The 24,941-nt window shown below is 67.6% G+C and carries 24 protein-coding genes; 15 read left to right on the top strand and 9 right to left on the bottom strand.

The genetic code is table 11. The features are described 5' to 3' along the window. Window positions 1–153: 153 nt before the first annotated feature. The 4 genes from GON01_RS05940 to hrcA all read right to left on the bottom strand — a co-directional run bounded on the left by GON01_RS05940 (window position 154) and on the right by hrcA (window position 3,964). Entirely contained in the window at window positions 154–1,788 is a 1,635-nt protein-coding gene (locus GON01_RS05940; RefSeq protein ID WP_157026412.1) for a CTP synthase, read from the bottom strand. 76 nt (window positions 1,789–1,864) lie between these two features. Next, entirely contained in the window at window positions 1,865–2,239 is a 375-nt protein-coding gene (secG, locus tag GON01_RS05935) for a preprotein translocase subunit SecG (RefSeq protein ID WP_157026411.1), read from the bottom strand. Between the two features lie 142 nt (window positions 2,240–2,381). Beyond that, window positions 2,382–2,927, bottom strand: coding sequence for a nucleotide exchange factor GrpE (gene grpE, locus GON01_RS05930; protein ID WP_157026410.1), 546 nt, complete (start codon window positions 2,925–2,927; stop codon window positions 2,382–2,384). Further along, entirely contained in the window at window positions 2,924–3,964 is a 1,041-nt protein-coding gene (hrcA, locus tag GON01_RS05925; RefSeq protein ID WP_157026409.1) for a heat-inducible transcriptional repressor HrcA, read from the bottom strand. Before hrcA ends, grpE begins: the two co-directional genes overlap by 4 nt. A 137-nt stretch (window positions 3,965–4,101) precedes the next feature. Here hrcA and rph point away from each other — a divergent pair, with 137 nt between their 5' ends. Genes rph through hemW form a run of 3 tightly spaced genes read left to right on the top strand, consistent with a single transcriptional unit; the run spans window position 4,102 to window position 6,649 of the window. Beyond that, entirely contained in the window at window positions 4,102–4,806 is a 705-nt protein-coding gene (gene rph / locus GON01_RS05920; RefSeq protein WP_157026408.1) for a ribonuclease PH, read from the top strand. After that, window positions 4,803–5,417, top strand: coding sequence for an RdgB/HAM1 family non-canonical purine NTP pyrophosphatase (gene rdgB, locus GON01_RS05915; RefSeq protein WP_181599922.1), 615 nt, complete (start codon window positions 4,803–4,805; stop codon window positions 5,415–5,417). Before rph ends, rdgB begins: the two co-directional genes overlap by 4 nt. Window positions 5,418–5,458: 41 nt before the next feature. Continuing rightward, window positions 5,459–6,649: a radical SAM family heme chaperone HemW gene (gene hemW / locus GON01_RS05910; RefSeq protein WP_408640898.1), complete on the top strand. Its 1,191-nt coding sequence runs from the start codon at window positions 5,459–5,461 to the stop codon at window positions 6,647–6,649. 79 nt (window positions 6,650–6,728) lie between these two features. On the opposite strand, the gene GON01_RS05905 is transcribed toward hemW, so the two are convergent. Beyond that, the gene (locus GON01_RS05905) at window positions 6,729–7,844 is read right to left on the bottom strand and encodes a penicillin-binding protein activator (protein ID WP_232328672.1); all 1,116 of its coding nucleotides are present in this window, start codon (window positions 7,842–7,844) and stop codon (window positions 6,729–6,731) included. Window positions 7,845–7,928: 84 nt separating this feature from the next. Between GON01_RS05905 and rsmI the strand changes: the two genes are divergently transcribed. The 4 genes from rsmI to GON01_RS05885 are packed head-to-tail and all read left to right on the top strand — an operon-like array spanning window position 7,929 to window position 10,697. After that, window positions 7,929–8,768 (top strand): 16S rRNA (cytidine(1402)-2'-O)-methyltransferase, encoded by an 840-nt coding sequence (gene rsmI / locus GON01_RS05900; protein WP_157026404.1) that lies wholly within the window; start codon window positions 7,929–7,931, stop codon window positions 8,766–8,768. After that, a complete protein-coding gene (locus GON01_RS05895; RefSeq protein ID WP_157026403.1) occupies window positions 8,761–9,114 on the top strand; it encodes a YraN family protein in 354 nt (117 codons plus the stop codon). Before rsmI ends, GON01_RS05895 begins: the two co-directional genes overlap by 8 nt. 17 nt (window positions 9,115–9,131) lie before the next feature. After that, complete coding sequence (gshB, locus tag GON01_RS05890; RefSeq protein ID WP_157026402.1) at window positions 9,132–10,088, top strand: glutathione synthase; 957 nt, start codon at window positions 9,132–9,134, stop codon at window positions 10,086–10,088. 9 nt (window positions 10,089–10,097) lie between these two features. Then, the gene (locus tag GON01_RS05885; RefSeq protein WP_157026401.1) at window positions 10,098–10,697 is read left to right on the top strand and encodes a DedA family protein; all 600 of its coding nucleotides are present in this window, start codon (window positions 10,098–10,100) and stop codon (window positions 10,695–10,697) included. Here the strand turns inward: GON01_RS05885 and GON01_RS05880 are convergent. Beyond that, window positions 10,694–11,569, bottom strand: a complete 876-nt coding sequence (locus GON01_RS05880) for a tyrosine recombinase XerC (RefSeq protein WP_157026400.1) — start codon at window positions 11,567–11,569, stop codon at window positions 10,694–10,696. The genes GON01_RS05885 and GON01_RS05880 overlap by 4 nt on opposite strands. A 160-nt stretch (window positions 11,570–11,729) precedes the next feature. Next, window positions 11,730–12,383, bottom strand: a complete 654-nt coding sequence (fsa, locus tag GON01_RS05875; RefSeq protein ID WP_157026399.1) for a fructose-6-phosphate aldolase — start codon at window positions 12,381–12,383, stop codon at window positions 11,730–11,732. Between the two features lie 119 nt (window positions 12,384–12,502). Between fsa and GON01_RS05870 the strand changes: the two genes are divergently transcribed. The 4 genes from GON01_RS05870 to GON01_RS05855 are packed head-to-tail and all read left to right on the top strand — an operon-like array spanning window position 12,503 to window position 18,451. Then, complete coding sequence (locus GON01_RS05870; RefSeq protein WP_181599921.1) at window positions 12,503–13,783, top strand: aspartyl/asparaginyl beta-hydroxylase domain-containing protein; 1,281 nt, start codon at window positions 12,503–12,505, stop codon at window positions 13,781–13,783. A gap of 55 nt (window positions 13,784–13,838) precedes the next feature. After that, window positions 13,839–16,007 carry a primosomal protein N' gene (locus tag GON01_RS05865; RefSeq protein ID WP_157026398.1) on the top strand — a complete coding sequence of 723 codons (2,169 nt, stop codon included), beginning with the start codon at window positions 13,839–13,841 and terminating at the stop codon, window positions 16,005–16,007. Window positions 16,008–16,059: 52 nt separating this feature from the next. Next, window positions 16,060–16,926 (top strand): alpha/beta fold hydrolase, encoded by an 867-nt coding sequence (locus GON01_RS05860; RefSeq protein ID WP_157026397.1) that lies wholly within the window; start codon window positions 16,060–16,062, stop codon window positions 16,924–16,926. Further along, window positions 16,916–18,451 (top strand): S1C family serine protease, encoded by a 1,536-nt coding sequence (locus tag GON01_RS05855; protein ID WP_157026396.1) that lies wholly within the window; start codon window positions 16,916–16,918, stop codon window positions 18,449–18,451. The genes GON01_RS05860 and GON01_RS05855 overlap by 11 nt, the downstream gene beginning before the upstream one ends. Window positions 18,452–18,469: 18 nt before the next feature. On the opposite strand, the gene ada is transcribed toward GON01_RS05855, so the two are convergent. Both ada and GON01_RS05845 read right to left on the bottom strand, forming a co-directional pair. Then, window positions 18,470–19,507: a bifunctional DNA-binding transcriptional regulator/O6-methylguanine-DNA methyltransferase Ada gene (ada, locus tag GON01_RS05850; RefSeq protein ID WP_157026395.1), complete on the bottom strand. Its 1,038-nt coding sequence runs from the start codon at window positions 19,505–19,507 to the stop codon at window positions 18,470–18,472. A gap of 3 nt (window positions 19,508–19,510) precedes the next feature. Beyond that, window positions 19,511–20,032, bottom strand: a complete 522-nt coding sequence (locus GON01_RS05845; protein ID WP_332308472.1) for a DUF1203 domain-containing protein — start codon at window positions 20,030–20,032, stop codon at window positions 19,511–19,513. 169 nt (window positions 20,033–20,201) lie between these two features. Here GON01_RS05845 and GON01_RS05840 point away from each other — a divergent pair, with 169 nt between their 5' ends. The 4 genes from GON01_RS05840 (at window position 20,202) to atpD (ending at window position 24,829) form a co-directional block, all read left to right on the top strand. After that, a complete protein-coding gene (locus GON01_RS05840; RefSeq protein WP_181599941.1) occupies window positions 20,202–20,756 on the top strand; it encodes a F0F1 ATP synthase subunit delta in 555 nt (184 codons plus the stop codon). 2 nt (window positions 20,757–20,758) lie between these two features. Further along, a complete protein-coding gene (gene atpA / locus GON01_RS05835; protein ID WP_157026393.1) occupies window positions 20,759–22,288 on the top strand; it encodes a F0F1 ATP synthase subunit alpha in 1,530 nt (509 codons plus the stop codon). A gap of 96 nt (window positions 22,289–22,384) precedes the next feature. After that, window positions 22,385–23,263: a F0F1 ATP synthase subunit gamma gene (locus GON01_RS05830; protein WP_157026392.1), complete on the top strand. Its 879-nt coding sequence runs from the start codon at window positions 22,385–22,387 to the stop codon at window positions 23,261–23,263. 96 nt (window positions 23,264–23,359) lie between these two features. Further along, the gene (gene atpD, locus GON01_RS05825) at window positions 23,360–24,829 is read left to right on the top strand and encodes a F0F1 ATP synthase subunit beta (protein WP_157026391.1); all 1,470 of its coding nucleotides are present in this window, start codon (window positions 23,360–23,362) and stop codon (window positions 24,827–24,829) included. The last annotated feature ends 112 nt before the right edge of the window (window positions 24,830–24,941 follow it).

Here is a 24,941-nt window from a genome sequence, read left to right as displayed (position 1 = left end):
TCCTCCCCTCGCTTGCGAGGGGAGGGGGACCGCGCGAAGCGCGGTGGAGGGGCCCGGAGCGAAGCGGAGGGTAAGCGTCGTCGCTAGGCTCCGCCCCTCCACCACCGGGCTGCGCCCGGCGGTCCCCCTCCCCTGCAAACGCAGGGGAGGGTTTTAAACCAACCGGCTCTGCTTCACCGCCGCGGCCACGAAGCTGGCGAAGAGCGGATGCGGGTCGAACGGCTTCGATTTGAGCTCCGGGTGAAACTGCACGCCGACGAACCAGGGATGGTCGGGCCGCTCGACGATCTCCGGCAGCGCGCCGTCCGGGCTCATGCCGGTGAACAGCAGCCCGCCTGTCTCAAGCGCGTCGCGGTAATGGACATTCACTTCATAACGATGGCGATGGCGCTCGCTGATCTCGCGCGTGCCGTAGATCGATTCGACGACGCTGTTCCCTTTCAGCGCCGCCGGATAGGCGCCAAGCCGCATCGTCCCGCCCAGGTCGCCGTCCGCCGCCCGCTTCTGCAGGCCTTCCTTGGACATCCACTCGGTGATCAGGCCGACCACCGGCTCGTCGGTGGGTCCGAACTCGGTCGTCGAGGCGCCGGCAATCCCGGCGACGTTCCGCGCCCCTTCGATGCAGGCCATCTGCATGCCGAGACAGATGCCGAAGAAGGGGACGTTGCGCTCGCGCGCGAATCTCACGCTGGAAATCTTGCCCTCGGACCCGCGCTCACCAAACCCGCCAGGCACCAGGATGCCGTGCATCGGCTCCAGCTTCGCGGCCACTTCGTCCTCATGCTCGAACAGCTCCGCGTCGAGCCACTGGATGTTGACCTTCACCCGGTTGGCGATCCCGCCATGAACCAACGCCTCGTGCAGCGATTTGTAGGCGTCCGGCAGCCCGACATATTTGCCGACCACGCCGATCGTGACCTCACCTTCCGGATTCTCGAGCCGGTCCATGATCTCGGTCCAGCGCGAGAGATTGGGGCTAGCCGGCGGCGTCTCGATGCCGAACGCGCGCAGCACTTCGCGGTCGAGTCCCTCGGCATGGTATTGGAGCGGCACGCCGTAGATGCTCCTGGCGTCGAGCGCCGGGACCACCGCTTCCTTACGGACGTTGCAGAACAGAGCGATCTTCGCCCGCTCGCCGTCCGGCAGCGGCTTTTCGCAGCGGCAGACCAGCACATCGGGCTGGATGCCGAGCGCGGTCAGCTCGCGGACGCTGTGCTGGGTCGGCTTGGTCTTCAGCTCGCCGGCGGCGGCAATGTACGGCACCAGGGTCACGTGCACGAACACCGTGTGCTCGCGGCCAAGCTCGTTCCGAAGCTGACGCACGGCCTCGATAAACGGCAGCGATTCGATGTCGCCGACGGTGCCGCCGATCTCACACAGCACGAAATCGAGATCATCGGTGTCGGTCTGGGCAAACGCCTTGATCGCGTCGGTGACGTGCGGGATCACCTGCACGGTGGCGCCGAGATAGTCGCCGCGCCGCTCGCGCTGGATCACCGTCTGATAGATTCGGCCGGACGTCACGTTATCCGACTGACGCGACGGCACGCCGGTGAAGCGCTCATAATGGCCGAGGTCGAGGTCGGTCTCCGCCCCGTCGTCGGTCACATAGACCTCGCCGTGCTGATACGGGCTCATCGTGCCCGGATCGACGTTCAGATAGGGATCGAATTTCCGGATCCGGACGCGGTACCCGCGCGCCTGCAAGAGCGCCGCGAGCGACGCCGCCATAAGGCCCTTGCCAAGCGAGGAGACCACGCCGCCGGTGATAAAAATATACCGCGCCATGGGAGTCGAGCCCTAGCCGCGGGATCGGGTGCGGGGCAAGCGATATTCCCCTCCCACAAGCGGAAGGGGTTGAGAGCTACTTCGTCGCCGGCGTCGGCGCCGCGCCGTTCCCTGCCGCCTGGCCGGCCGCAGCCGCGAGCGGATCGTTCGGGCTCGTCGTCGGCGCGGCGACGGGAGCGGGCGCCGACTGGGCCGGAGCGACGGCCGAGGCGTCGATCTTGCCGGTACGCTGGTTCATCGCAGCGAGCGTTGCCAGCGCGATGCAGCACAGAACGAACGCCGTCGCGAGGATCGCCGTCGCGCGCGTCAAAAAGTCCGCGGCGCCGCGTGCCGACATCAGCCCCGACGGGCTGCCGCCGGTGAAGCCGCCCCCTTCCGACCGCTGGATCAGGATGACGGTGACGAGACCCGCCGCGATCAGCGCCTGGAGAACGAGGAGGAAGGTGAACATGGCTGTCTTTCTATTCCGGAAGGGCGACGCCCTTAGCGATGATTCTAACTTTCGTCACCCCGGACTTGATCCGGGGCTTACCTTCTTGCGACGCGGAAAAAAGAAGGCGGGTCCCGGATCAAGCCCGGGATGACGACCATGATCAGGCCCCAACCGCTTCCGCCGCCTTGGCCACACCCACAAGCGACGGGCGCAGCAGGCGGTCGCGAATCATGTAGCCGGCCTGCATCTCCTGGACGATCGTGCCCGGCTCGACATCGGCGGTCGGCAATTCGACCATCGCCTGATGGCGGTGCGGATCGAGCTTCTCGCCCAGCGCCGTGATCTTGACGATGCCGTTGCGCTCGAACACCGCCGTCAACTCGCGCGCCGTCGCCTCGATCCCCAGGATCAGGCCCTTGAAGCGCTCGTCCTCGTGCAGGTCGGCCGGGATCGCCTGCAGCGCGCGCTCCAGATTGTCGGCGACCGACAGCATGTCGCGGGCAAAGCCGGTCGCCGCATAGGCACGTGCGTCCTGCGCGTCCTTTTCCAGCCGCCGCCGGACATTCTGCGTCTCGGCCTGGGCGTAGAGCACGGCGGCCTTTGCCTCGGCCAGCTCCGCCTCCATCGCCTGCATCCGATCATGTTCCGCCACTTCGGGCGCATCCGCAGCCGTGTCTTCGCGAACCGTCTCGTTCTCGTCCATCATCCCATCAATCTCGAAAGGGTTTGTGCCGTGAAATCCACCATGGGGACCACTCGCGCATAGTTCAACCGGGTCGGACCGATCACCCCGACAACGCCCACCACCCGCCCATCGCTCCCCCGATAGGGCGAGGCGATCACGGACGAGCCGGACAGGGCAAACAGCTTGTTCTCCGATCCGATGAAAATCTTGGTCGCGGCACCTTCGGCCGCGCTGTCGAGCAGCCGCGCGATCTCCTGCCGGTCCTCCAGCTCTCCGAGCAGCTGCCGCACGCGCTCCAGGTCCTCGGCCGCGCCGCCGTCGAGCAGGTGCGACTGGCCGCGCACGATCAGCACCGGCCGGCGATCGCCGTCCTCGGACCAGACGGCGAGCCCATGCTCGATCAGCGTGCGGGAAGCTCGGTCGAGCGCCGCCCGGCCCCGGCGGATTTCGGCCGACAGGCGTGCCCGTGCTTCGCCCAGAGTCAGCCCGCTCAGCTCCGCGCTGACGAAATTCGCCGCCTCGACCAGTGCCGAAGGCGTGGTGCCGCGCGGCAATTCGATCACGCGATTCTCGACGCTGCCGTCCTGCCCGACCAGCACGGCCATCGCCTGATCACGCGACAGGGGCACGAAGCCGATCTGCCGCAGCCGCGGCTCGCGCTTCGGCACCATCACCACCCCGGCGCAGGCGGAGAGGTCCGACAGCGCGGTCGTCGCCGCGGACAGCGCGCTTTCGATCGGCCCGCCGCTCAACTGCCGCTCGATCAGCCGCCGCTCTTCCGGGGAGGGCTCGGCTGCCTGCATGATGGCATCGACGAACAGCCGCAGCCCCTGCTCGGTCGGCATCCGCCCCGCTGAAATATGAGGCGCGGAAAGGAGGCCGGCCTCCTCCAGATCCTGCATCACGTTGCGGATCGAGGCCGGCGACAGGTTGAACCCGCCCAGCTTCGATATGGTCCGCGATCCGACCGGGCTCCCCGAGCCGAGATACGATTCGACCACCACGCGAAACACTTCGCGCGCCCGGTCGGACAATTCTGCGATCGGCTGAGTAGCCATGGCGGAGAGATAGTTGCGTCCGCTGTTTTCGTCACCCCGGCCTTGAGCCGGGGCCTAGCTTCCTTCATGGCGGCGGCGAAGAAGGTAGGTCCCGGCCCAGAGCTTGCCGAAGGGCCGGGATGACGAAAGGATTTTGAATGCGACCCTCAGGCCGCGCGCCCGATCAGATGCGCGCCATCATCATCGAGCCCAATTACACCCGCCACGCCGAGGGCTCCGTGCTGATCGGCTTCGGCGACACCAAGGTGCTGGTCACGGCCAGTGTCGAGGAGCGCGTGCCGCCGTTCCTGCGCGGCAAGGGCGAAGGCTGGGTCACTGCCGAATACGGGATGCTGCCGCGGGCGACGCACACCCGCGGCAATCGCGAGGCGGCCAAAGGCAAGCAGTCCGGCCGCACGCAGGAAATCCAGCGGCTGATCGGCCGCTCGCTCCGTGCGGTCGTCGACCTGAAGGCGCTGGGCGAACGCCAGATCACGCTCGATTGCGACGTGCTGCAGGCAGATGGCGGCACCCGCACCGCCTCGATCTCCGGCGCCTGGGTCGCGCTGCGGCTCGCGATCGACACGCTGAACCTTCCCGTCGATCCGATCCAGCGCAAGGTCGCCGCGGTCAGCTGCGGCATCTATGAGGGAACTCCGGTGCTCGACCTCGATTATCCCGAGGACTCATCGGCCCATTGCGACGGGAATTTCGTGCTGACCGACGACAACAACATCATCGAGGCGCAGGTGACCGCCGAAGGCGCCTGCTATGACGAGGAGGGGCTGCTGCGGCTGCTCCGCCTCGCCCGGATCGGCTGCGCGGAGATATTCGCGGCGCAAGCCAGGGCCGTGGGCCGGTGAATTACCAGGACAGCCGCAAGCTCCAGCCCGGCAAGCTGGTCGTTGCCAGCCACAATCCCGGCAAGGTGAAGGAAGTCGCGGCCTTGCTCGGCCCGCACGGCATCGAGCCGGTGTCGGCCGGCAGCCTTGGCCTGCCCGAGCCCGACGAGACCGGCACCACCTTCGCCGCCAATGCCGAACTGAAGGCGCTGCTCGCGGCCGACCTGTCGGGCATGCCCGCGATCGCCGACGACAGCGGGCTGTGCGTCGAGGCGCTGGGGCTGGAGCCCGGCATCTTCTCCGCGCGCTGGGCGGGACCGGACAAGGATTTCGGTCTCGCGATGCGCCTGGTCGAGGAGCATCTGGAGCGCGCCGGCCCGGAAGCCGGGCGCAATGCGCACTTCATGTGCGCGCTCGCCGTCGCCTGGCCGGACGGCCATCTGGAAGCGTTCGAAGGCCGGGTCGACGGCACCCTGGTCTGGCCGCCCCGCGGCAACGGCGGCTTCGGTTACGATCCGATGTTCGTACCGAACGGCTACGATCAGACGTTCGGCGAAATGGACCCGGACGAGAAGCACAGGATCAGCCACCGGGCCATGGCGTTCGAGAAGCTGAAGGCGGCATTGTTATGAATCTAGCCCCTCCCCTTCAGGGAAGGGGTTGGGGTGGGGCCGTGACCCGCTCCGGTCCGCTTGACTGCCCCACCCCCAACCCCTCCCCTGAAGGGGAGGGGCTTAACCCCCTCGCCCTTTACATCCATTGGCCGTTCTGCGTCTCGAAATGCCCCTATTGTGACTTCAACTCGCACGTTCGGGAGCGGATCGACCAGGAGCAGTGGCGCACCGCCCTTCTCGCGGACCTGGGACATGAAGCGCGCCTCACGCCCGGCCGCCCCCTTACATCGATCTTCTTCGGTGGCGGCACACCATCGCTGATGCCGCCGGAGACGGTCGGCGCGCTGATCGAGGCGGCGGAGCGGCATTGGGGCTTCGCGCCGGGTATCGAGATCACGTTGGAGGCGAACCCTTCTTCGGTCGAGGCGGCGCGGTTCCGCGACCTCGCCCGCGCCGGCGTCAACCGCGTGTCGCTCGGCCTTCAGGCGCTCGACGATGCGGCGCTCGCCTTTCTCGGCCGCGCGCATAGCCTCAGCGAAGGTCTGCTCGCGCTCGACACTGCGCAATCGGCCTTCGAGCGCGTCAGCTTCGACCTGATTTACGCGCGCCCCCGCCAGTCGCTCGCCGACTGGGAAGCGGAGCTGTGCCGTGCCCTCACTTTCGGCACCGGGCACCTCTCCCTCTACCAGCTGACGATCGAGCCGGGCACGCGCTTCGCCGCGCTGGCCGCCAAAGGCGCGCTGCCGCTGGCCGATCCCGACCACTCCGCCGAGCTGTTCGAGCTTACGCGCGCGGTGACCGCCGAAGCTGGCCTGCCGGCCTACGAAGTGTCGAATCACGCCCGCGCCGGCGAGGAGAGCCGGCACAACCTCACTTATTGGCGCTATGGTGACTATGTCGGCATCGGCCCGGGAGCGCACGGCCGACGGCTCGCCACCGCCAGCTTCCGCCGCAAGAAGCCGGAAAATTTCCTCGCCGCCGTCGCCCGCAACGGCCACGGCATCGAGAGCGAGGACGCGCTATCGCCCGAAACGCGTGCCGCCGAAGCCCTGCTGATGGGCCTAAGGCTGGAAGAAGGCGTGGATCTGGCGCGGCTGGCCGCCGAGACGGGAGTCGAGACGCTGGTGGATGAAACGGCCGCCGATCGACTGTCCGGGCATCAGCTGGTGGAGCGGGATGGCACCCGTCTCCAAGTCACGCCATCGGGCATGCTCGTGCTCGACAGGATACTTGCCGAGATCGTGCCCTGACCGTCATCCGGGTTTGAGCCGAGCACACCTTCTCAACCGAGACAGCTGGGCCCCCGGTCAAGCCCAGGGTGACGGAGGATCACTCCCCGAATTTCGCCGGCGACGGGCTCACCACGGTCAACCCGCCGGCGCCCACCTGCTGCACTTCCAGCGCGCGCTCGACGATGCCGTCGGAGCGGAAGCGAAACGGGCCATCAATTCCGGTGAAACCGCCCTGGTCGAGCAGCCGCGCCATCGGGAAGTCGGCTCCGACGCGCCAGTCCTGCGCGATCCGCGAAACCAGCAGAACCGCATCATAGCCCATTGACGCTATCCGGTACGGTCCCGTGCCGTATTTCACGCGGTATTTAGCGGCGAGCTGGCGGTAGAGATTGTCCGACACGCTCGCAAACCAGGCGCCATGCAGCGTAATCATGCTGGCGATACCGGTCTCGGTGTTCCACAGTTCGGTGCCCAGCACCTTTGCGTTCGGTACCTCCTTGCGCAGCAGAGTGACCGCGCCGGATGCGTTGCGGGCATTGTCGGCGATCAGGACGGCGTCATAGGGGGCGCTGTCGATTTTCGCGATCGCGCTCGCCAAGCCGCCCTTGCTGCGATCGTACATCTGCATCGCGACGACCTGTCCGCCAGCGCTTTCGACCGAGCGCAGCAGCGCATTCGTCGCGCGCCGGCCATAGGTGCCCACGGGGGCGAGCGCCGCGAACTTCGTCATGCCTTTCGATCGCGCGAAGCGGACGACGCGGTCGATCGATTCCGCCGGCGTGTATCCCATGATGAAGGCGCCGTTGCCTGCCACGCTGGTATCGTTCGAAAAGCTGATCAGCGGCACATGCGCCTTCTGCGCGACCGGCAGGACCAGCCGCACATTTTCCGCCAGCAGCGGCCCCAGGATGATCTTGTTGCCTTCGTTGACGGCGCGGCTGGCCGCCGCCGCGGCGCCGGGGGCAGTATCGTAGAAGGTGACGCGAATCCGCTTGCCGCCGGTGTCGAGCACGGCAAGATTCGCGGCATTGGCGATCGACTGGCCGACGCCCGCATTGGGGCCGGACAGCGGCACCAGCAGAGCGATCCGGTGGCGATTCTGGTCTTCCGGCAGCTCCGGACCGACCGGGCGGGGCGTCTCGACGACAGGCGGCGGCGGGGGCGGCGGCGTGGTGCCCCGGCGCGGACCGGACACGCAGGCCGCAAGCGCCATCAGGCCGGCAAATGCGCCAAACCTCGTCGCTCGCCGGACCCAGTGTTGCGGCGCGGTCGCTGCCTCTGCCATGACGTCCCTTACATGCAAGAAAAGCTGAAACCCGGCCTCTATATTGTCGCCACCCCGATCGGCAACCTGTCCGATCTTTCCGCACGCGCGGCCGACGTGCTGGCGCGCGCCGACGTGCTGGCGGTGGAGGACAGCCGGGTGACGGCGAAGCTCCTCCACCATATCGGCGCGCGGCGGCCGATGATCTCTTATCATGACCATAACGCCGACCGGGTGCGGCCCGAGCTGATCGCGCGTATGGCCGGCGAATCGGTCGCGCTCGTTTCGGATGCAGGCACGCCGCTGATCTCGGACCCCGGCTACAAGCTGGTCCGCGATGCGCGCGCGGCGGGTGTGGTGGTGACGACGATCCCCGGCCCCTGCGCCGCGATCGCCGCACTGACGCTCGCCGGGCTTCCGACCGATCGGTTCCTGTTTGCCGGCTTCCTGCCTGCCAAGGCCAAGGCGCGCGCCGACGCCATCGCCGAACTTTCGGCAATTCGTGCAACCCTGATCTTCTACGAATCAGGCCCGCGCCTCGCCGCCGCACTCGCCGCACTGGCAGGCGCTCTCGGCCCGCGTGACGCTGCCGTCACGCGGGAGATCAGCAAGACCTTCGAAGAGACCATCACTGCGCCCCTTCCCGACCTGGCTGCCCGCTACGCCAATGCCCCGCCCAAAGGCGAAATCGTCATCGTCGTCGCTCCACCCGGCGCAGGAGCGCCCGCGAGCGAGGACGAGGTGGAAAAGGCCTTGCGTGAGGCCCTGGAGCGATTGCCGCCCGCCAAGGCCGCGGGCGAGGTCGCGAAGGCGTTTGGCGCCGATCGCAAGGCGCTCTACGCCCGGGCAATGATATTGAAATCGGATGCGTGACCGCCAACGTGCCGAACGTCGCGGCCGCGCGGGCGAGGCGGCCGCCGCGCTCTGGCTCAACCTTCAGGGTTGGAGCATCGTCGCCCGTCGCGTCCGCACGCCGGTGGGCGAAGTCGACCTGGTTGCGCGTCGTGGGCGGACCACCCTGTTCGTGGAAGTGAAGACCCGCGCCACCCGGCCCGAGCTCGATCTGGCGATCGATGAATTCCGGCTTTCCCGCGTCGCGTCGGCCGCATCGATGCTGGCGCCGCGCTACGGCCGGCCCGGCGATGACATTCGTGTCGACGTGATCCTGCTTGCGCCGTGGAGCTTGCCCCGCCACATCCGCAACGCTTGGGTCGGCTGACTCGCGGGAGAATGTGAATGAGCTTGCGTGTCGCCGTGCAGATGGACCCGCTGGAGGGTATCAACATCACCGGCGATTCCAGCTTTGCGCTGATGCTGAAGGCGCAGGAGCGGGGGCACGCGGTCTATCACTACACCGCCGACCGGCTGAACTACCGCGACGGCCGCGTCTGGACGGTCGCCCATCCGGTGCGGGTGCAACCGGTCGTCGGCAATCACTTCACCATCGACGCGCCGGTCACGATCGATCTCGGCCGCGACATCGACGTGGTGCTGATGCGGCAGGACCCGCCATTCGACCTCGGCTACATCACGGCCACCCACCTGCTCGAGCGGATCGCACATGAGACGTTGGTGGTGAACGACCCCGCCTCGGTCCGCAACGCGCCGGAAAAGGTGTTCGTTCTCGACTATGCGCGCTTCATGCCGCCGACTCTCGTCACGCGCGAGCTCGATGCGGCGCGGGCTTTCCTGGCCGAGCATGGCGAGATCGTCGTCAAGCCGCTGCACGGAAACGGCGGCAAGGCGATTTTCAAGGTCGGCCGCGACGGCGCCAACCTCTCGTCTTTGATCGAGGTGTTCAACACCGCCTATCGGGAGCCGCACATGGTGCAGGCGTTCCTGCCGGGCGTGGCGGACGGCGACAAGCGGATCATCCTCATCGACGGCGAGGTGACGGGCGCGGTCAACCGCATCCCGGGGGAAGGCGAGATCCGTTCCAATCTCGCGGTCGGAGGCAAAGCGGCGAAGGCCGATCTGACCGCCCGCGAGCGGGAGATCTGCGCCGCGCTCGGCCCGGAGCTGCAGCGCCGCGGCCTGGTGTTTGTCGGCATCGACGTGATCGGCGGCGAATGGCTGACCGAGATCAACGTGACGTCGCCCACCGGGATCGTCGCGATCGACAAATTCAACGGCACCGACACGCCCGCGCTGATCTGGGACGTGATCGAGCGCAAGGTCGCGGCGCGCGCCTGACCACCCGAAATGACCGACTTCATCGTCCATCTGATCGCCCGCGGCGGTTACGCCGGCATTTTCCTGCTGATGGTGCTGGAGAATGTGTTTCCGCCCATTCCCTCCGAAGTCATCATGGGTTTGGGCGGCATCGCCGTGGAGCAGGGCGAGATGGCGTTCGTGCCGCTCGTGCTCTGGGGCACGATCGGCACCACGATCGGCAACTATTTCTGGTACTGGATCGGCTGGCGCACCGGCTATCAGCGGTTCCGCCCGTTCGTGGAGCGCTACGGCCGTTGGCTGACGCTCGACTGGCACGAGGTGGAGAAGCTGCATCGCTTCTTTCTCAGCCACGGCCATTGGGTAATCCTTGCGGCGCGATTCATGCCGACAGGCCGCACGCTGATCTCGATTCCCGCCGGCATGGCGCGCATTCCTTTCTGGGAATTCACGCTCTGGACCTTCGCCGGCAGCGCGATCTGGAACTCGGTGCTGGCCGGAGCCGGGGTGTTCCTCAGCCATAATTTCCATCAGCTGCAGGATTATGTCGGTCCGGTCGCGCTCGCCGTCATGGCCGGCATGGTCGGCTGGTATCTGTGGCGCGTCTTCACCTGGAAACCGCGCGACTAGGCGCGGGGGTGAGCGTTCCTGTACACGTCCATCAGATGCGCGGCATCGACGGCGGTGTAGATCTGAGTCGAACTGAGGCTCGCATGGCCGAGCAGCTCCTGGAGCGAGCGAAGATCGACGCCGCGGCCGAGCAAATGGGTCGCGAAGCTGTGCCTGAGCGCATGCGGCGTCGTCTGCTCCGATAGCCCCAGCCGTCCCCTCGCCCGCCGCACCGCGCGCCTGATCTGCGACGGTTCCAACGGTCCGCCGCGCGCACCCCGGAACAGCGCCTGGTCCTTCGCAGGCGGATACGGACAGGCGGCGACATAGGCGTCGATCGCTTCGCGCACCTGCGGCAGCAGCGGCACCACCCGGGTCTTGTTGCGCTTGCCGGTGACGCTGAGCGTCGCACCCAGCGGCAGCGCGGCCCCCGTCAACCCCATCGCCTCGCCGATCCGCAAGCCGGCGCCGTAGAGCAGCAACAGGACCGCAAGATCGCGCGCGCCGGCCCATCCCTCCCGCTCCTCGGCCACGTCTTCGGCCAGCGCGACCGCCTCGGCCGGTGAGACCGGACGCGGCGCGCCTTTCTTCACCTTCGGCCCTTTCAGCCGCGGCGCCTCGACCCCGGCAAAAGCCAGGAACGTGCGCACCGCCGAGAGCTCCCGCGCCGCCGACGCATTGCCGATCCGGTCGCCGCGCCGGTCGGCAAGAAAGGCGCGCAGGTCGGCGACGCCGATGGTCTTCAGAAGCGCCGCATCGGCGGGGCGGCCGTGATGTTCCGAGAGGAACGCCAGCAACCGCTCAGCGGTTGCGACATAAGCGCGCACCGTATGCACCGATCGTCGCCGATCCCGGCGCAAATGGTCAGCGAAGGATTGGACGAGCAGCTGCATTAGATCATCCCCTCGCCTTGCGAGGGGAGGCGGATCGCACGAAGTCCGGTGGAGGGGCCGGCAGCGAAGCGGAGGGTCAGCGATCCTCGCTTCGCTGCGGGCCCTCCACCACGCACCTTCGGTGCGCGGTCCCCCTCCCCGAGCAAGCTCGGGGAGGATTTCACGAAATCTTCTGCCCGGTCTTCGCCCAGTCGGCGAGGAAGCCTTCGATGCCCTTGTCCGTCAGCGGATGCTTGACGAGCTGGCGGATCACAGCGGGCGGCATCGTCGCGACATCGGCGCCCAGCTTCGCCGATTCGAGCACGTGGACGGGATGGCGGATGCTGGCGACCAGGATCTCGGTCGCGAAATCATAGTTGTCGTAGATCAGGCGGATGTCGCTGATCAGTTGCATGCCGTCGAACCCGACATCGTCGTGCCGCCCCACGAACGGCGAGACGAAGGTCGCGCCCGCCTTCGCCGCCAGCAGCGCCTGGTTCGCCGAGAAGCAAAGCGTCACGTTCACCATCGTGCCGTCGGCGGTCAGCTTGCGGCAGGTCTTCAGCCCGTCCAGCGTCAGCGGCACCTTGACCGCGACATTGTCCGCGATCCTGCGGAGGATTTCGGCCTCTTTCATCATTGTCTCGTGGTCGAGCGCGACGACTTCGGCGGAAACGGGTCCCGGCACGATCGCGCAGATTTCCTTCACCACGTCGAGGAAATCGCGCCCCGCCTTATGGATCAGCGACGGGTTGGTTGTGACCCCGTCGAGTAGGCCGGTCACGGCCAGCTCGCGGATGTCGTTCGTATCGGCCGTATCGACGAAGAATTTCATATGACCCTCGATCCGTCGCCCCGGGCTTGACCCCGGGACCTACCTTCCTGTTGACAGCCTCCGTAAAGAAGGTGGACCCCGGATCAAGTCCGGGGTGACGTGGACTTGGGGAAATTCGGGTGAACGATCCGCGCATCGCGCAACTCTTGTCGGCGGCGGCGGCCGAGCAGCGGGCGCAGCGCCCGCAGGCGGCGGTCAGATATCTAGAGCAGGTGGTCGCGATCGCCCCCGATCATCCGCAGGCGCTCAACTCGCTGGGCACGCAGGCGCTGGCGCGGTCGGACTTTGCCGCGGCGCGCAATTACTTCGCCCGCGCCGCAGCTGCGGATCCCGGCGAGCCGGTGCTGTGGCTGAACCTCGCCCGCGCCTGCCGGGAGCTCGGCGATGATGACGGCGAACTCGCCGCGCTCGACCGCGTGCTGGCGATCGATGCGCGCGCGTTCGTCGCGTTGCTGCGCAAGGCGCATCTGTTCCAGCGGACGGGCCAGAACGCCCGGGCCGCGCTGCATTGGGGTCAGGCCGGCGCCGTCGCCCCGCCCGACGAGCAGCTGTCGCCCGAGATCCGGGCGATGCTGGACGAGGGCCGCGCCTTTGCGGTGGCTCATAACGCGCGATTCGGCGGCGTGATAGATGGGGCGATGGGCGACGCGTTGGCCGCAGCTTCGCCGCGCGACCGGCGGCGCGTCGGTGCGGCGATCGACGCGATGCTGGGGCGGCGCCAGGTCTATGCGAACGTCTGCGAGGGGATGACCTTCCCGTTCCTGCCGGCCGACGAGTTCTTCGACCGCGAGCATTTTCCCTGGATGAGCGAGCTGGAAGCCGCGGCCCCCGCCATCCGCGCGGAGCTGAAGGACCTGCTCGATAAGGGCGACGAGGGCTTTGCGCCCTACGTCCAGTATCCGTCCGGCTATCCGGAGAGCAAATGGAGCGAGCTCGACCATAGCGAGCGCTGGAGCGCCTATTTCCTCTGGCGGCACGGCAAGCGGATCGACGACCATTGCGCGCGCTGCCCGCAGACTGCAGCGGCCGTCGAGAAGCTGCCGCTGGCCGACCATGCGGGCCGCGCGCCGACCGTTTTCTTCTCGCTGCTCCACCCCAGAACGCGCATCCCGCCTCACACCGGCGTCACCAACGCCCGCACGATCGTCCATCTCGGCCTGATCGTGCCGGAGAAATGCGGCTTCCGCGTCGGCGGGGAAACCCGCGAATGGCAGGAGGGCCAGGCCTTCGCCTTCGACGACACGATCGAGCATGAGGCGTGGAACGACAGCGATGAGTTGCGCGCGGTACTGATCCTCGATGTCTGGAATCCCCACATCACCCAGACCGAGCGTGACCTGGTCAACCGCTTCTTCCAGGCCGCCGACGCGAGCGGCATGAACGTGATCATCGACGACTGAGCCCCGATATTCCCGTCCCTTGTCAGGATGGGGGAGCCCGTTATCGAGCAACGCCATGTCCCGCGCCCGCGTCCTGCTGCTGAACCCCGCGCTTGGCCCGCTCGACTACCGCGTTCCGCACGGCATGACGGTCGAGCCGGGATCGGTCGTAGTGGCGCCGCTGGGCCCTCGCCAGCTGACTGGAGTGGTGTGGGAGCCGGAGCGGATGCCGTCCGGCGCGGAAGTGGGCGACAATCGGCTGCGCAACCTGATCGCCGTCCACGACGCGCCGCCGCTCGCAGGCCCGTTACGCCGGCTGATCGAGTGGGCCTCCGATTATTATCTGAGCCCGCCCGGCGCGGTGCTGCGGATGGCGTTGCCCTCCTCTTCGGCGCTGGAGAGCGGGCGCACAGTGCTCGAATATCGCGCGACCGGCATCGCTCCCGACCGCCTGACGCCGCAACGCATCCAGGCGCTGGAGCGGATCGGCGACCGGCAGGGGCTGGTGCGGGAGCTGGCGCTGATCGCCGGCGTCTCGGACGCAGTGATCCGCGGCCTGTGCAAGGCGGGCGCGATCGAGCCGATCGAAGTCGCCCTCGACACGCCGTTCCCCGAACCCGATCCCGACCATGCGCCGCCTGAACTGACACCGCAGCAGGCTGAAGCTGCCACGCGGTTCGCCGCGGCGGTGCAGGCCCATAGCTTCGAACCCTTCGTACTTGACGGCGTCACCGGCTCCGGCAAGACCGAGGTCTATTTCGAAGCGGTGGCCGCTGCGATTCGGGAGGGACGTCAGACGCTCGTCCTCCTCCCTGAAATCGCGCTGACCGAGCCTTTCCTGCGCCGTTTCGACGCGCGCTTCGGCGTGTTGCCGGTCGCCTGGCATTCGGGGCTGCGCCAATCCCAGCGCCGCCGCGCGTGGCGCGCGATCGCGAAAGGTGAAGCGAAGGTTGTGGTCGGGGCGCGCTCGGCACTGTTCCTTCCCTATCGCAGCCTCGGCCTGATCATCGTCGACGAAGCGCATGAGGCGAGCTTCAAGCAGGAAGAAGGCGTCCAGTACCATGCCCGCGACACCGCGGTGATGCGCGCGCATTTCGAGGATATCCCGATCGTCCTCGCCTCGGCCACGCCGGCGATCGAGACGCGTCACCAAGTCGAGCTCGGTCGGTACAAGGACGTGAAGCTGCCAGCCCGGTTCGGCGGCGCACAGCTGCCCGACATCGCCGCGATCGACCTGCTGCAGGACCCGCCGCCCCGCGGCCACTGGCTGGCGCCGGCTTTGGTCAAGGCGATCGAGGAGACGATCGAACGCGGCGAGCAGAGCCTGCTGTTCCTCAATCGCCGCGGCTATGCCCCGCTGACGCTGTGCCGCCATTGCGGCCACCGCTTCAAATGCCCGAACTGCACCGCCTGGCTGGTCGAGCACCGCCTGATCCACCGGCTGCAATGCCATCATTGCGGGCTGATCGCGAAGCCGCCCGAGCTTTGCCCCGAATGCAAGGCAGAGGATTCGCTGGTCGCCTGCGGTCCCGGCGTCGAGCGGATCGCGGACGAGGTCGCGGCCCTGTTCCCCGATGCGCCGCGCGCGATCGTCACGTCGGACACGATCTGGTCCCCCGCCAAGGCCGCCGAGTTCGTCGCGCGGATGGAAGCGAACGAGATTTCGATCGTGATCGGCACGCAGCTTGTGACCAAGGGCTATCACTTCCCGAACCTGACATTGGTCGGCGTGGTCGATGCCGACTTGGGCCTTTCCGGCGGCGACCTGCGGGCGGCAGAGCGGACGTTCCAGCAGATCGCCCAGGTCGCCGGCCGCGCCGGACGCGGCGAGAAGCCGGGGCGGGTCTTCGTGCAGACGCACGACGTGAACGCGCCCGTGATCCAGGCGCTGGTCAGCGGCGACGCGGAAAGCTTCTACGCTGCCGAGACCGAGGCCCGGCGCGAGGCGGGCGCACCGCCGTTCGGGCGCATGGCCGCGATCGTCGTCAGCTCCGAAAACGCGCAGGCCGCGATCGAGACCGCGCGGCTGATCGGCAAGACCGCGCCGCAAGTGGAAGACATGCACGTCTTCGGCCCCGCCCCCGCCCCACTGGCGATGCTCCGCGGCCGCCACCGCCACCGCCTGCTGGTCCACGCGCGCCGCAGCCTCGATGTTCAGGACGTGATCCGCGACTGGCTGGGCGCGCTTGACTGGCCGGCAAGCGTGCGCGTGAGCGTGGACGTCGACCCCTATTCTTTCCTCTAGCGCCCTGCCCGCCGCCTCGCCTAATCATCGCGCACTACCGGGAGGGTCTCCAATGTTTCGCGCCTTGTTCACCGCCGCGGCTCTGATCGCTGCCAACCCTGTTTTCGCCGCCTTCCAGTCCGACCGGATCAGCGTCACCGCCGAAGGCTCCGGCCCGGACGTCGTGCTGATCCACGGCCTCGCATCGTCGACCCGGGTGTGGAACGGCACGGTCGAGCGCGTGCCGGGCTATCGCTACCATCTGGTCCAGATCGCTGGCATGGGCGCGACGCCGGCGGGAGGCAACGCGCAGGGTGCGGTCATCGCGCCCGTCGCCGAGGAAGTCGCGCGCTACATCTCGGAGGAAAAGCTCGAAAAGCCGGCGCTGATCGGCCATTCGATGGGCGGCACGATCGCGATGATGGTTGCCGCGCGCCATCCCAAGGAAGTCGGCAAGCTGATGGTCGTCGACATGCACCCGTTCGTTGGCCAGCTCTATGGCGGGCCGAGCGCCAACGCCGACAGCGTCCGCCCGATCGCCGATGCAATGCGCGCCCGCTCCGCCAAGGCGACACCGGAGGAGCGCGACCGTGAGCGCCGGACCATGGTCACGTCGATGATCAACACCGAAAGCGAGCGCGCCGGCCCGATCGAGGACAGCCTTGCGAGCGATCCGAACGCGGTCGCCAATGCCTTTGCCGAGCTGATCGTCACCGACCTCCGCCCGGAGCTGAAGGCGATCACCGTGCCGACCACCGTCCTCTACGTCACCCCGGCGGGGGCACCGTTCACCGACGAACAGATGGATGCCGGCTACAAGGCCGCCTATGCCGATCTCTCCGGCGTGACGCTGAAGCGCGTGCCCAATGCCGCCCACTTCATAATGCTCGACGCACCGAATGCATTCGCGGACGAAGTGAAGGCGTTCCTTGCTCAATAAATCGAACCTGTGGGGATGGATGCTGGCGCTGGTTTTCCAGTTCCTCCCCGCCCCCGCGCTCGCCCAGGACAATCTCGACGTCGCCGCTGCCGGGCGCAGCGTGGTGCGCGTGGTCGTCGTCGCGATGGAAGGCGGCGTGCCGCAGGGGATCGGAACAGGCAGCGGCGTCGCGGTCGCCCCGGACAAGATACTGACCAACGCGCACGTGGTTTCCGACGCCGCGGAGGGCGAGGCGATCATCGGTGTCGTACCTTCCGAAGGATCGAAGCGGTTCACCGGTCGGCTGATCGCCTATCAGCCGCAGCGCGATCTCGCCCTGATCGAGCTGACCGACGGCCATGTCGAGCCGGCGACGATCGCGACCGGGCCGGTCCCGGACGGCGCCGCGGTCGCCGCGGTCGGCTATCCCTTTTCGGTCGATCGGGCCCGCGAGCTGGGCGCCGAAGGCTTCGTCACGCCCCAGGCTCCGGTCAAGAGCTGGGGCCATGTTTCGGGCGGCCAGTCGTCGCAGCGCTTCGACACGGTGCTGCACGATGCGGCGATCGGGCGCGGCAATTCGGGCGGTCCGCTGGTCGATTCGTGCGGCCGCGTGGTCGGCATCAACAGCTTCGTCTCCAACTCCGAAGGCGTCGACGCGGTGTTCGGCTTCGCTGTTTCGGTGAAGGAGATCATCCCGTTCCTCCGCGCCGCCGGCGTCAAGCCGCACACCACCGGGCTGCCCTGCCGCACCAGCGCCGAGCAGGCGGCTATCGACGAGCGCCTCGCCCGCAGCGAGGACGAGCGCGCCCAGGCCGAGCGCAACCGCGCCGCCTATGCCGAAGAGCGGATGGATGCGCGGCGTGAGCAGGTCCGCGACCGCATCCTCGCCGAGCGCGACAATGGCCTCGCGGTGGCCGGCCTGTTGCTCGTTTTCGGCGTGGCATTCGTGAACGGCGCCCTTGTGCTGCTGTCGAAGGACGATCGCCGCGTGGCGCTCGGCGCCGGCGCGGCGGGCCTGGTGTTGATGGCCGGCGCGCCAATCGCCTGGGTCGCGCGCCCCGATCTCGACCAGGCCGACGCGCGGCTGGCGGCCGCGGCGCCGAAGGCGAGTCCCAAGACCGCCGCGACCGCTGTCGAGGGCGCCTATGCTTGCCGCCTCGATCTGGAGCGCAGCCGCATCACCATCTCAGAACCCAGGGACGTGACGCTCGATTGGGCTGCGCCGAGCTGCGAAGGCGGGGCACCGTTCGCGGCCGAGGACGATCGCTGGGTCCGTGCGGAGGTGTCGCCCACCGAAGGAATCGCGCTGGTCCGCCGCTTCGATCCGGCGGCGTCGCGTTACACGGTGGAACGCTACCTCCTGCCTGCGGACACCCTCGCCGCCGCCCGCGCTCTCCAGGCAAAGCACCCGGCAAAGAGCTGCTCCGCCGACGGCGCGCGGGCAGCGGGTGACATGACCCAGGCGCTCCGCGACCTGCTGCCGCCCGCTCCGAACGAGCGGCTGGTCTATAGCTGCGATCACGTGCCGCCGGCTCAAGGCTCATGAAGCTCGCGGGCTGCTGACTTACCGCGCGCCTTCCCGCCGCAGCAGCTTTTCCTTGCGCTCCAGCCCATAGGCATAGCCGCCGAGCGTCCCATCGGTGCGGATTACGCGATGGCAGGGGATCAACACTGCGACATTGTTGTCGCCGTTCGCGCTGCCGGCCGCGCGTACCGCGGCCGGTCGCCCGACGGCGGCAGCGATCTGCGCATAGGTGCGCGTCTCGCCGGCCGGGATTTTCTGAAGCTCGCGCCACACCGCCTGCTGAAACGCGGTGCCGTGGACGTCGAGCGGCAGGTCGTGCGGTTTCTCGGGAGCGTTCACGGCCGCGACCGTGCGCCGCACCAGCTCCGCCATGCCCGCGCCGCCATGCTCGATCGTCGCCTTGGGGAAGCGTCGCCGGAGCGCCGACTCGTCCTCGTCGAACGACAGGCGGCAAATACCCTTGGCGGTCGCGGCGACCAGCATCGTGCCGAGATCGGTTTCCGCCGTGGCCCAGCGGATCGTCTCGCCGCGGCCGCCGTCACGCCACGCAGACGGCGTCATGCCCAGCCTTTTGCCCGCATCCGCATAGAAGCGGCCCGGCCCCGAATAGCCGGCATCGTAGATGGCGTCGGTGATCCGGCCATTCTCCGTCAGCGCGGCCTCGGCCCGCTTCGCCCGCAGCCCGCGCGCATAGTCGGCCGGGGTGACGCCGGTCGCGCGCTTGAACAGCCGGTGGAAATGAAAGGGCGAATAGCCGACAGCGTGCGCCAGCGCGTCGAGCGAGGGCGGCGATTCGCTGGCACCGATCAGCGCGATCGCCCGCGAGACGGCGTCCGCATCGCGCGCGACCTCGTCGGGCTTGCACCGCAGGCACGGGCGCAACCCTGCCGCCTCGGCTTCCGCACCGCTGCCGAAGAAGCGGACATTCTCCCGCCGCGTGTGCCGTGCCGCGCAGCTGGGCCGGCAATAAATGCCGGTCGTCAGCACGCCGGTCACGAAGCGCCCGTCATAGGCCCGGTCGCGCCGCTGCACCGCCGCCCAGGCGGCCTCGTCGTCGAATTTGAAGGCAGTGGCCATGGCTCAGTCTCGCACGATCTTGGCCGCGAAGCATCCCGGTGCGGCATAATGGGCGTGGATTTGCGCAATGTGCGGGTTGCCGAATAGCCGCCGGATCGCGGCATCGGCGTCGGCGCCGGGGACAAGCACCGCGTCGACCAGCATGCCGTCGCCGTCGATCGCGCGCAGCGTCAGCGTACGCGTCGCGAACACCGGCGGCAGCGTGTCCCGGAACACCGCCGGCCGCTCCGCCGACTCGCGCACATAGATGGCGAAGCTCGAGCGGAACGGCCCCGCCACGTCGTGGGAGACGTGGTTCACCAGGATCAGCCGCTCGCCCGCCCCCGCATCCTCCAGCGTCGCCCGGCATGGAAAGGCAGGCCGGCCGTCCGCCGTGACCTGCCGCGCCTGCCGTTCCTCCAGCTCCGCGTCCGTCAGCGCGAACAGCGGCACATAGGGCGCAGGGTCCAGTCCTTCGATTCGGTACGCCATCTCGGTCTCCATCGTGGATATGGAGACGGTGTAGCGTCCGGGCGAATCGGACACGTCCCAAGGCTTGCTGTGAAAGCAGATCAACTCCTCCCCGGTCCGGGGAGGAGCTAAGTGCCTTGCATCGCCACCGCCCCTTTGCTAACCGCGCCGCGACCTCGCCGGGTGCGCTTGCGCGCCCCTTTTGGCGTAGGGCCATTTTCTCGTCTTGGAGGACATCGAGCGCGTGGAGAATTCCGGCGGCATTGGGGCTAGCCTTTCGGGGCGGTATGCGACCGCGCTGTTCGAGCTTGCGCGCGATTCCAAGAAGATAGAAGCGGTCGAAGCGAGCCTGGGCAAGCTGCGCGCCGCGCTGGACCAGTCCGATGATTTCCGGGCGCTGACGACCAGCCCGGTGCTGAGCCGCGCCGATGCCGCCAAAGGGGTCGAAGCTGCCGCCGGGTCGCTGGGCCTCGACGATATCACCACCAAATTCCTGGGCGTGCTCGCGACAAACCGCCGTCTCAACCAGCTGACGGGCGTGATCCGCAACTTCCGGACGCTGGCCGCCCGCCATCGCGGCGAGACGACGGCCGAGGTCACCTCCGCCCACCCGCTCGACGACGATCAGGTCGCGCAGCTGAAAAGCCAGCTGAAGCAGCGTCTTGGCCGCGACGTTTCCGTTGAACTGAATGTCGATCCCACCATCTTGGGCGGGCTCGTAGTCCGCATCGGATCGCAGATGATCGACAGCTCCATCCGCACCCGTCTGAACTCCCTCGCGCACGCGATGAAAGGCTAATCATGGATATCCGCGCCGCAGAAATCTCGAAGGTCATCAAGGACCAGATCGCCAACTTCGGCACCGAGGCCGAGGTTTCCGAAACCGGCCAGGTGCTGTCGGTCGGCGACGGCATCGCGCGCATCTACGGCCTCGACAACGTCCAGGCCGGCGAGATGGTCGAGTTCGCGAACGGCATCAAGGGCATGGCGCTGAACCTGGAGGCCGATAACGTCGGCGTCGTGATCTTTGGCTCGGACGCCGAGATCAAGGAAGGCGATACCGTCAAGCGCACCGGCACCATCGTCGACGTGCCGGTCGGCAAGGGCCTGCTCGGCCGCGTCGTCGACGGCCTCGGCAACCCGATCGACGGCAAAGGCCCAATCGAGGCGACCGAGCGCCGCCGCGTCGAGGTGAAGGCGCCCGGCATTATCCCGCGCAAGTCGGTCCACGAGCCGGTGCAGACCGGCCTCAAGGCATTGGACGCGCTTGTTCCCGTCGGCCGCGGCCAGCGCGAGCTGATCATCGGCGACCGCCAGACCGGCAAGACCGCCGTCGCGCTCGACACCTTCATCAACCAGAAGTCGGTCAACGCCGGCGACGACGAATCGAAGAAGCTCTACTGCATCTACGTCGCCGTCGGTCAGAAGCGCTCGACCGTCGCGCAGATCGTCCGCGCACTCGAAGAGAATGGCGCGATGGAATATTCGATCGTGGTCGCCGCGACCGCGTCGGAGCCCGCGCCGCTGCAGTTCCTCGCGCCCTATACCGGCTGCGCAATGGGCGAGTATTTCCGCGACAATGGCATGCACGCCGTGATCGTCTATGACGACCTTTCGAAGCAGGCGGTCGCCTATCGCCAGATGTCGCTGCTGCTCCGCCGTCCGCCGGGCCGCGAAGCCTATCCGGGCGACGTTTTCTACCTGCACAGCCGCCTGCTGGAGCGCGCCGCAAAGCTGAACGAGGCGAACGGCTCGGGCTCGCTGACCGCGCTGCCGATCATCGAGACGCAGGCGGGCGACGTTTCGGCCTATATCCCGACCAACGTGATCTCGATCACCGACGGCCAGATCTTCCTCGAAACCGACCTGTTCTTCGCGGGCATCCGCCCGGCCATCAACGTCGGCCTGTCGGTCAGCCGCGTGGGTTCCGCGGCGCAGACCAAGGCGATGAAAAAGGTGTCGGGCTCGATCAAACTGGAGCTGGCGCAGTATCGCGAAATGGCGGCCTTTGCGCAGTTCGGCTCGGACCTCGACGCCTCTACCCAGAAGCTGCTGAACCGTGGCGCCCGGTTGACCGAACTGCTGAAGCAGCCCCAGTTCAACCCCATGCCGTTCGAGGAGCAGACCGCGTCGATCTTCGCCGGTACCAATGGCTATCTGGACGCGATCCCGGTCGAGGCGGTGACCCGTTTCGAGCGCGAGATGCTGTCGGACCTGCGCCACAACCACCCGGGCGTGCTGGAAGCGATCCGCACCGAGCGCGACCTGTCGGACGACACCAAGGGCAAGCTGAAGGCCGCCCTAGACGCGTTCGCCAAGACCTTTGCCTGAACAATAACCGTCACCCGGCCTTGCGCCGGGGCCTATCTTCTTCACCAAGGCAGATGGGTTCCGGGTCCAGCCCGGGATGACGAAAAGAGGAAAAGAATGGCCAGCCTCAAGGCTCTGAAACTCCGCATCGGCTCGGTGAAGTCGACGCAGAAGATCACCAAGGCGATGAAGACCGTCGCCGCCGCGAAGCTGCGCCGTGCGCAGGACGCGGCGCTGGCGGGCCGTCCCTATGCCGAGCGGCTGGAGGCGGTGATGGCCTCGCTCGCGTCAAAGGTCGTGATCAGCGCCTCGTCGCCGAAGCTGCTGACCGGTACCGGCAAGGACGATCGGCACCTGCTCGTCGTCGTCACTTCGGAGCGGGGTCTTGCCGGCGGCTTCAACACCAACATCGTCCGGGCCGCGCGGCGCCGTGCGGACGAGCTGATCGCCGCGGGCAAGTCGGTCCGCTTCTACATCGTCGGTCGCAAGGCCCGCGCCGCGATCAACCGCTATTATCCGAAGCTGACGCTGCACGATCACGACATGAGCCAGGCCAAGACGGCGCGGTTCGAGGATGCACATGCGATCGCCCAGGACCTGATCGCGCGCTATGAGGACGACCGGTTCGACGTCGCCCACCTGTTCTTCTCCCGCTTCCAGTCGGCGCTGGTGCAGGAGCCGACCGAGAAGCAGCTGATCCCGGTGCCGCTCGCCAAAGGCGCGGCCCAGGCCGGCAGCGCGGCGGCCGTCGACTACGAACCCGACGAGGAAGCGATCCTCGCCGACCTGCTGCCGAAAAATGTCGCCATCCAGATATACGGCGCGCTGCTGGAGAACCAGGCCGGCTTCTACGGCTCGCAGATGACGGCGATGGATAACGCGACCCGCAACGCCGGCGACATGATCAACCGTCTGACAATCCAGTACAACCGCACTCGTCAGGCCGCGATCACCACCGAGCTCGTAGAGATTATTTCGGGCGCCGAGGCGCTGTAACGACAACGCACGCTGTGCTCCGGCGAAGGCCGGAGCCCTGTTCGTGCAACGCTTCGGCCTTCGCCGGAGCACGATGTAGAAGGCAAGGAAGACAAGATGCTTGAGCCCCAGACCCTCGACCGCAAGGCCACGACCAACAATGTCGGCCGCATTTCCCAGGTGATCGGCGCCGTCGTCGACGTCGCGTTCGACGACCATCTGCCCGCCATCCTGTCGGCGCTGGAGACGGACAACAACGGCAACCGCCTGGTGCTCGAAGTCGCGCAGCACCTGGGCGAAAACACCGTCCGCACCATCGCGATGGACTCGACCGAGGGCCTGACCCGCGGCCAGGCCGTCACGGACACCGGTGCGCAGATCCGGGTGCCGGTCGGCCCGAAGACGCTTGGCCGCATCATGAACGTGGTCGGCGAGCCGATCGACGAGCGTGGCCCGATCGGCGCCGACACCTCCGCCCCGATCCACGCCGAAGCCCCCGTGTTTGCCGACCAGTCGACCGAAAGCTCGATCCTGGTCACGGGCATCAAGGTCATCGACCTGCTCGCGCCTTACGCGAAGGGCGGCAAGATCGGCCTGTTCGGCGGCGCGGGCGTCGGCAAGACCGTGCTGATTCAGGAACTGATCAACAACATCGCGAAGGGCCATGGCGGCACCTCGGTTTTCGCCGGCGTCGGCGAGCGCACCCGCGAGGGTAACGACCTGTATCACGAATTCCTCGACGCGGGCGTCATCGCCAAGGACGCCGACGGCAATGCGATCTCGGAAGGCTCGAAGGTGGCGCTGGTCTATGGCCAGATGAACGAGCCGCCGGGCGCCCGCGCCCGCGTCGCGCTGTCGGGCCTGACGATCGCCGAATATTTCCGCGACGTCGAAGGCCAGGACGTGCTGTTCTTCGTCGACAACATCTTCCGCTTCACCCAGGCGGGTTCGGAAGTGTCGGCGCTGCTGGGCCGCATTCCCTCGGCCGTTGGCTATCAGCCGACGCTCGCGACCGACATGGGCGCGCTGCAGGAGCGGATCACGTCGACGAACAAGGGCTCGATCACCTCGGTGCAGGCGATCTACGTGCCCGCAGACGACTTGACCGACCCGGCGCCGGCCACCTCCTTCGCCCACTTGGACGCCACGACCGTGCTCAGCCGCGCGATCTCGGAGCTCGGCATTTATCCAGCCGTCGATCCGCTCGATTCGACGAGCCGCGTGCTGGAGCCGCGCACTGTCGGCCAGGAGCATTACGAGACCGCGCGCGCCGTCCAGTCGATCCTGCAGAAGTACAAGTCGCTGCAGGACATCATCGCGATCCTGGGCATGGACGAGCTTTCCGAAGAGGATAAGCTGACCGTCGCTCGCGCGCGCAAGATCCAGCGCTTCCTTTCGCAGCCGTTCCACGTCGCCGAGGTGTTCACCAACATCCCCGGCAAGTTCGTGGCGATCGAGGACACGATCAAGTCGTTCAAGGCCGTGGTCGACGGCGAGTACGACCACCTGCCCGAAGCCGCCTTCTACATGGTCGGCGGCATCGACGAGGCGGTCGAAAAGGCCAAGAAGCTGGCCGAGAACGCGTAAGCAAAGTTCCCCTCCCGCTTGCGGGAGGGGTTAGGGGAGGGCCTGTTCCGGCAGGCTCTCTCTTAGAAGGAAAGTCCCTCCCCCGACCCCTCCCGCAAGCGGGAGGGGAGAA

Origin of the sequence: Sphingomonas horti (genome assembly GCF_009753715.1) — a bacterium.
Lineage (GTDB): Bacteria > Pseudomonadota > Alphaproteobacteria > Sphingomonadales > Sphingomonadaceae > Sphingomonas_B > Sphingomonas_B horti.
This window is presented reverse-complemented; position numbering and strand designations above follow the sequence as displayed.